The organism is Methylobacterium pseudosasicola (genome assembly GCF_900114535.1).
Lineage (GTDB): Bacteria > Pseudomonadota > Alphaproteobacteria > Rhizobiales > Beijerinckiaceae > Methylobacterium > Methylobacterium pseudosasicola.
Genome location: NZ_FOTK01000105.1, coordinates 1 through 5137, shown reverse-complemented (window position 1 = coordinate 5137; position 5137 = coordinate 1). Strand labels below are relative to the sequence as shown.

The window sequence follows — 5137 nt, the reverse complement described above, 5'->3', positions numbered from 1 at the left end:
CATCCGCTGCGATAATGGCCCTGAGATGATCTCAAAGGCGCTGCGCAAGTGGGTCGCCAAGACGGGGCCACAGATCCAGTACATCGCGCCAGGATCGCCGTGGGAGAACGGGTACTGTGAGAGCTTCAACGGCAAACTTCGGGACGAGTGCCTACGCCAGGAGATCTTCTACTCGCTGAAGGAGGCGCAGATCGTCATCGGTCTATGGCAAACCACGTACAACTGCATCCGACCGCATTCGTCGCTGGGCTATCGGCCGCCCGCGCCCGTCAGCTACCCGGATCTGGCATTCCGGCTACCCATGGCCGCTACCATGCAGTAACCTCGCAACTGGCTCGGTCCAAAATACCGGTCAGGTCAGCAGCGGTCAGCTCTTAAAATCGAAAAGGAGAGCCGAGGCATTAGTGCTGCTGTAGCCACTGCCGCTTGTGCCGTAGCTCGCGCTGCTCGACTGGGAAGCCTGAAGTTGCTGGATGAACGTCGAGAGAAGGTCGCCGGCGGACGAACTTGTCGACGATGTGCTGCTATCCGACGACGTGCTTATCGATGAGCTATCAGACGCAGAGTCACTCGGGGGTGGGCCAGGCGGCGGTCCAGGAGGCGGACCATCGGCTCCCGAGACACCGCTCGTCGATGTCGAGGCTTTTGTGCTCTGACCGCCACTGGCGAAGAGATTCGTCAGCTCCGAAGCCTGATCGCTCGTGAGAGTGCCGCTGCTGACCTGATCGGCAATCAGGCTGTCGATCCGGCTCTTCATTGAGGATGGATCAAGCTTGGAACTCGTCGAAGTGGCGCTCTTGGAACTGGAGCTGCTGGACGTTGACGACGTGCTGTCCGACGAGAGACTCGACTGGATCGAGTTGAGCGCACTCGTCAGGGCCGTTGCATCAGTGCTGCTGAGCGCGCCGGACGACAGCTCGCTGCTGATCGTTGATGCCATCTGTTCTTGGCCGGAACCTTGGCGCGGCTGGGGTGGGGGACGCTGGGCGTAGAGCTGCGAGGTTGTCGCGGATGAGACGGTACTCACGGATGAACTCAGGGTACGAAACTGCCGGAGGCGTCCGGCCACGGGTCCGTGTGCAAATTGCCCACATTGTTGTTAAAACACTGTTATCATTGCAGGGCGGATGGGTCTGCTTTTTTAGGTGAATCCGTCATCTTACAGTGCGTGACTACCGCCTGATCATCTATCTCCGCGTCACCATCCAGGATTTTCTCCAATGCGATGGTGTGCTGTTGCGGATGCCGTACGGCCGGCCTGTGGGGTTGCGGCTGACACCCTTCTCAAAGGGCATGGGGTTGCTCCGTTCATTGATCGGAACAGGATGGGATCAGCGGTCGCATCAGCGGACCGGATGCGTTTATGACCGGTGCGATTTGGGTATGAAATAGAAAACCGGCGCCGTCAGTTCGGTATGGGTGCGCCCTTGGCGAACCGTTCATTGGCATCCATGTGCAATCTGATGCCCACACAAGAGTTTTGAGCTTCCGTTTTCCGACCGGGGACGGCAAACCGGTAATGATCAGATTAGGCGGCGCGGCCTGTAGCAAACGAGAAACACGTATCGATCACTTGGCTGGCTGCTACCCTTGTCTCACCTCACACCGGAGCCTTGATGCATATTCGCGCCTGGACAGCATCACGCCGCCGTTTCTTGACCGGCCTGACGGTCGCCCCTGCGAGCTTGGTCCCGCACAGCGTCCAGTCGGCTGCCTCGCCACACGCAACGGCAGTACCTGAGGACTCGGTATGTGTGTTGACGCCCCAATCCGTCGAGGGGCCGTTCTACGTCGATCCGAAGCTCGTGCGTGCTGATATCACAGAGGGCCGGGATGGCATTCCTTTGCGCTTGCGTCTGCGTGTCATCGAGGCTGGCCCCTGCACGCCGGTAGCCGGCGCCCGCATCGACATCTGGCATTGCGACGCCCGCGGGCTGTACTCCGGATATCCCGGGCAGGGCGACGATCGCTCCATAGACACGTCGGGGCAGACGTTTCTGCGCGGGACGCAAACGACGGATACGGGGGGCTGGGTGACGTTCGATACGATCTATCCGGGGTGGTACACCGGCCGGGCGACGCACATTCACTTCAAGACGTTTCTCGCCGACCGCAACGTCCTCATGGGGCAGATCTACTTCCCTGATGCCTTGAATGAGTTCATCTACGCCAACGTCCCCGCCTATACCGGTCGCACGACTGAAAGGCTAGTTGTGAACGCCAACGATGGCATCGCCACCGAGCAGGACCCGCGTCGTCGCGGGTTCTGCGCCATCAAGGAGGAGAAGGATCGGTATCTCGCCTCGCTGACGCTTGGCGTCGACCGCAGTGCAGATGCACGGGGCGAGGAGCGGGACGTAACTTCGGATGGCCGCCCGGAACGCCCGGGTCCGGGCTTTCCACCCCCGCCGGGTGGTTCGCCGCCCCCTGGCTTCGGACCCCCCGGCGGTCCCGGGAACGGGATGCCGCCCCCGCCAGGCTTTGCGGGCTTTCCCCGAATGTCGCTGAAGGATCGCCTTGCCGCCCTTATACCAGGCTTGGAGCCTCGTGGCCCGAAATAGGTCCTGACTCTTCAAGTGCCGGCACGCGGCGATGGTGGGGCCCTAGGATTGGCATCTCGTTCCGCTCCGTTGCCATCCGGGCGCAACCCGGCCGACACCGCTCCACGGTATCCGGGCCTTCTGGTGCGATTAGGGTATGCGAACGTGAACCGGCGCGATCGGTCCGCTATAGATGTGCCTCTAGCGAACCGCCGCTGGCAGCCGCTTTCGACCGAGGCTGTGTCAAAAGTCCGGTCTGAGATAGGCTTTTGGCCTGATCTGCGGAGGCCAGCATGGGTCGGTTCGTCGAAGGGCAGGACCGTCGGCAGTCCTGGTTGCTGCCCAGTTCGCTGGACGACTATGTCACCGCGGACAATCCGGTTCGCGTGGTCGAGGTCTTCATCGACGAACTCGATCTGGGCGCGCTTGGCTTCACGCGCTTCGAGCCCGCAGCGACGGGGCGGCCTGCGTATGATCCGGCCACGCTTCTGAAGCTCTACCTCTACGGCTATCTCAACCGGGTGCCGTCGAGCCGGCGGCTTGAGCGGGAGGCACAGCGCAACATCGAGGTGATGTGGCTGACCGGTCGCTTGGCTCCCGATCACAAGACGATCGCCAACTTCAGGCGCGACAACGGGCCTGCGATCCAGGCGGCCTGCCGGCAGTTCGTGGTGCTGTGCCGGGATCTGCAGCTCTTCGCCGGTGCAACCGTCGCCGTGGACGGATCGAAGTTCAAGGCGGTCAACAACCGGGACCGCAACTACACCGTGGCCAAGGTCGCCAAGCGCCTGGAACAGGTGGATGCCAGCATCGCCCGCTACCTCGCGGCGCTTGACCGAGCGGATCGGGAGGGCAACGACGTGCCCGAGGCACGGACGCAGCGGATTGGCGAGAAGATCGCCGCCCTACGCCGCCAGATGGCCTTCCTGCGCGAGATGCAGGAGCAGGTAGAGGCCGCGGACGACGGACAGGTCTCGCTGACCGACCCGGACGCGCGCTCGATGGCGACGAGCGGGCGCGGCACCGGCATCGTCGGCTACAACGTCCAGATCGCCGTCGATCCCGAGCATCATCTCGTCGTCGCCCATGAGGTCGTCAACGAGGGCCACGACCGAACCCAGCTCGTGCCAATGGGCGGTCGGGCCAAGCAGGCCATCGGCGCGGAGGAGATCACGGTCCTGGCCGATCGCGGCTACTACAGCGGCGACGAGGTTCTGGCCTGCGAAGGCACGGGCGTCCTGCCGGCCATGCCGCGGGCCGACACTTCGGGTCGAGCCAAGAAGGGACTCTTCGTACGCGCCGACTTCGTCTACGACGCGGCGGCCGATCACTACGTCTGTCCCGCCGGCGTTGTGCTGACGAAATCTAACGCCCGCTCCGATCGACACGGTGACATCGATCATTATCGCAACCTGGAAGCCTGTCATGCCTGCGCGATGCGGGCGCGCTGCACGACCGAGAAGTTCAAGCGCTTCAAGCGCTGGAAGCACGAGGCGGTGCTGGAAGCCATGCAGAGGCGGCTCGACGCCATGCCTGACGCCATGGCGGTACGACGCGCCACGGTCGAGCATGTCTTCGGAACGCTGAAAGCCTGGATGGGCAGCACGCCCTTCCTGACGAAAGGCCTGAAAGGCGTGCGAACCGAGATGAGCCTCGCGATCCTCGCCTACAACGTGAAGCGGATGATCCGCCTGTTCGGCGCAACCTGGCTCATCCAGACCATTCGAGCCTGAAGCGGTCGACCGCGCCGTTGTCATCATCCTGCCGACCAGCGCTGGCGACCACGATCAATGCGTTTTGACACGGCCTCGACCCAACCCAGTCATGTGAGCGGTCGTCGGCACTTCCTATAAGCGGTCATTGGTCGGCCGTCCGGCAATCTTGGCTAGGGGTGGTGAACGGACCTCGGCCCGGCGCTTCAAACCAGACGCCCCACTACGCACCGGGCCTCACTGTGGGCGCGGTTTGAAGCATCCGAGGAAGCGAGACTTCGACGTGACGGCTGTTGCCCAACGGCTACGCTCGTGACGCAACTCTGCAGCCCACGCACAGGAAGGCCACTTAATCCGTTCTGGCATGCAATAACGGCCAATCCGACTACGGAGAGGCTTGGACTGCGGAATGACGACAGCTGGGCTTATCCGACCGATCCATATCGCTGCCATCTCCGCCTCGCTCACCTACGGGTTGGCCGGCATCCCCGTGCAGGCTGGTTCATCGGCACAACCGGGACAGACTGTAGGGCAAGCCCCGGGCGCGCCATTGCCGATGGGGCTCTACTTCATTGACACGTCCAGTTTCGGCTCGCGGGACATCACCCCGCGCGGGACCGACTCGAACATCAATCTGCCGTCCTTCATCTGGGCGACACCGGCAGAGGTGGTCGGCGGACGGCTGCAACTTGTCGTGCTACAGCCGATCACAGCTTCGAGCACACGGGGCGCGGCGTACCAGAGCGGGTTCGGCCAGACGCTGCTCGCTGCGCAAGTGGCCTGGAAGCTCGGTAACAATATCAACTTCAGCTACCTGCTCGGGGCCTACCTACCCAGCGAGACCAAGATCGTCATCCAAAATCCGGTTCTGCACCAACGTTTCGC

Annotated in this window: 5 protein-coding genes; all 5 read left to right on the top strand. The window is 62.7% G+C overall.

What is annotated here, in order from left to right:
- The coding region (locus BM228_RS33220) for an integrase core domain-containing protein (protein WP_139234353.1) at window positions 1–322 on the top strand (322 nt) is incomplete at its 5' end.
- 451 nt (window positions 323–773) lie between these two features.
- A complete protein-coding gene (locus BM228_RS35090; protein WP_167367915.1) occupies window positions 774–992 on the top strand; it encodes a hypothetical protein in 219 nt (72 codons plus the stop codon).
- 624 nt (window positions 993–1616) lie between these two features.
- A complete protein-coding gene (locus BM228_RS33210; protein ID WP_092047573.1) occupies window positions 1617–2561 on the top strand; it encodes an intradiol ring-cleavage dioxygenase in 945 nt (314 codons plus the stop codon).
- A gap of 272 nt (window positions 2562–2833) precedes the next feature.
- Window positions 2834–4273: an IS1182 family transposase gene (locus BM228_RS33205; protein ID WP_092047572.1), complete on the top strand. Its 1440-nt coding sequence runs from the start codon at window positions 2834–2836 to the stop codon at window positions 4271–4273.
- Window positions 4274–4661: 388 nt separating this feature from the next.
- Window positions 4662–5137 (top strand): transporter (locus tag BM228_RS33200; RefSeq protein WP_139234352.1); only part of this gene is annotated, 476 nt, incomplete at its 3' end.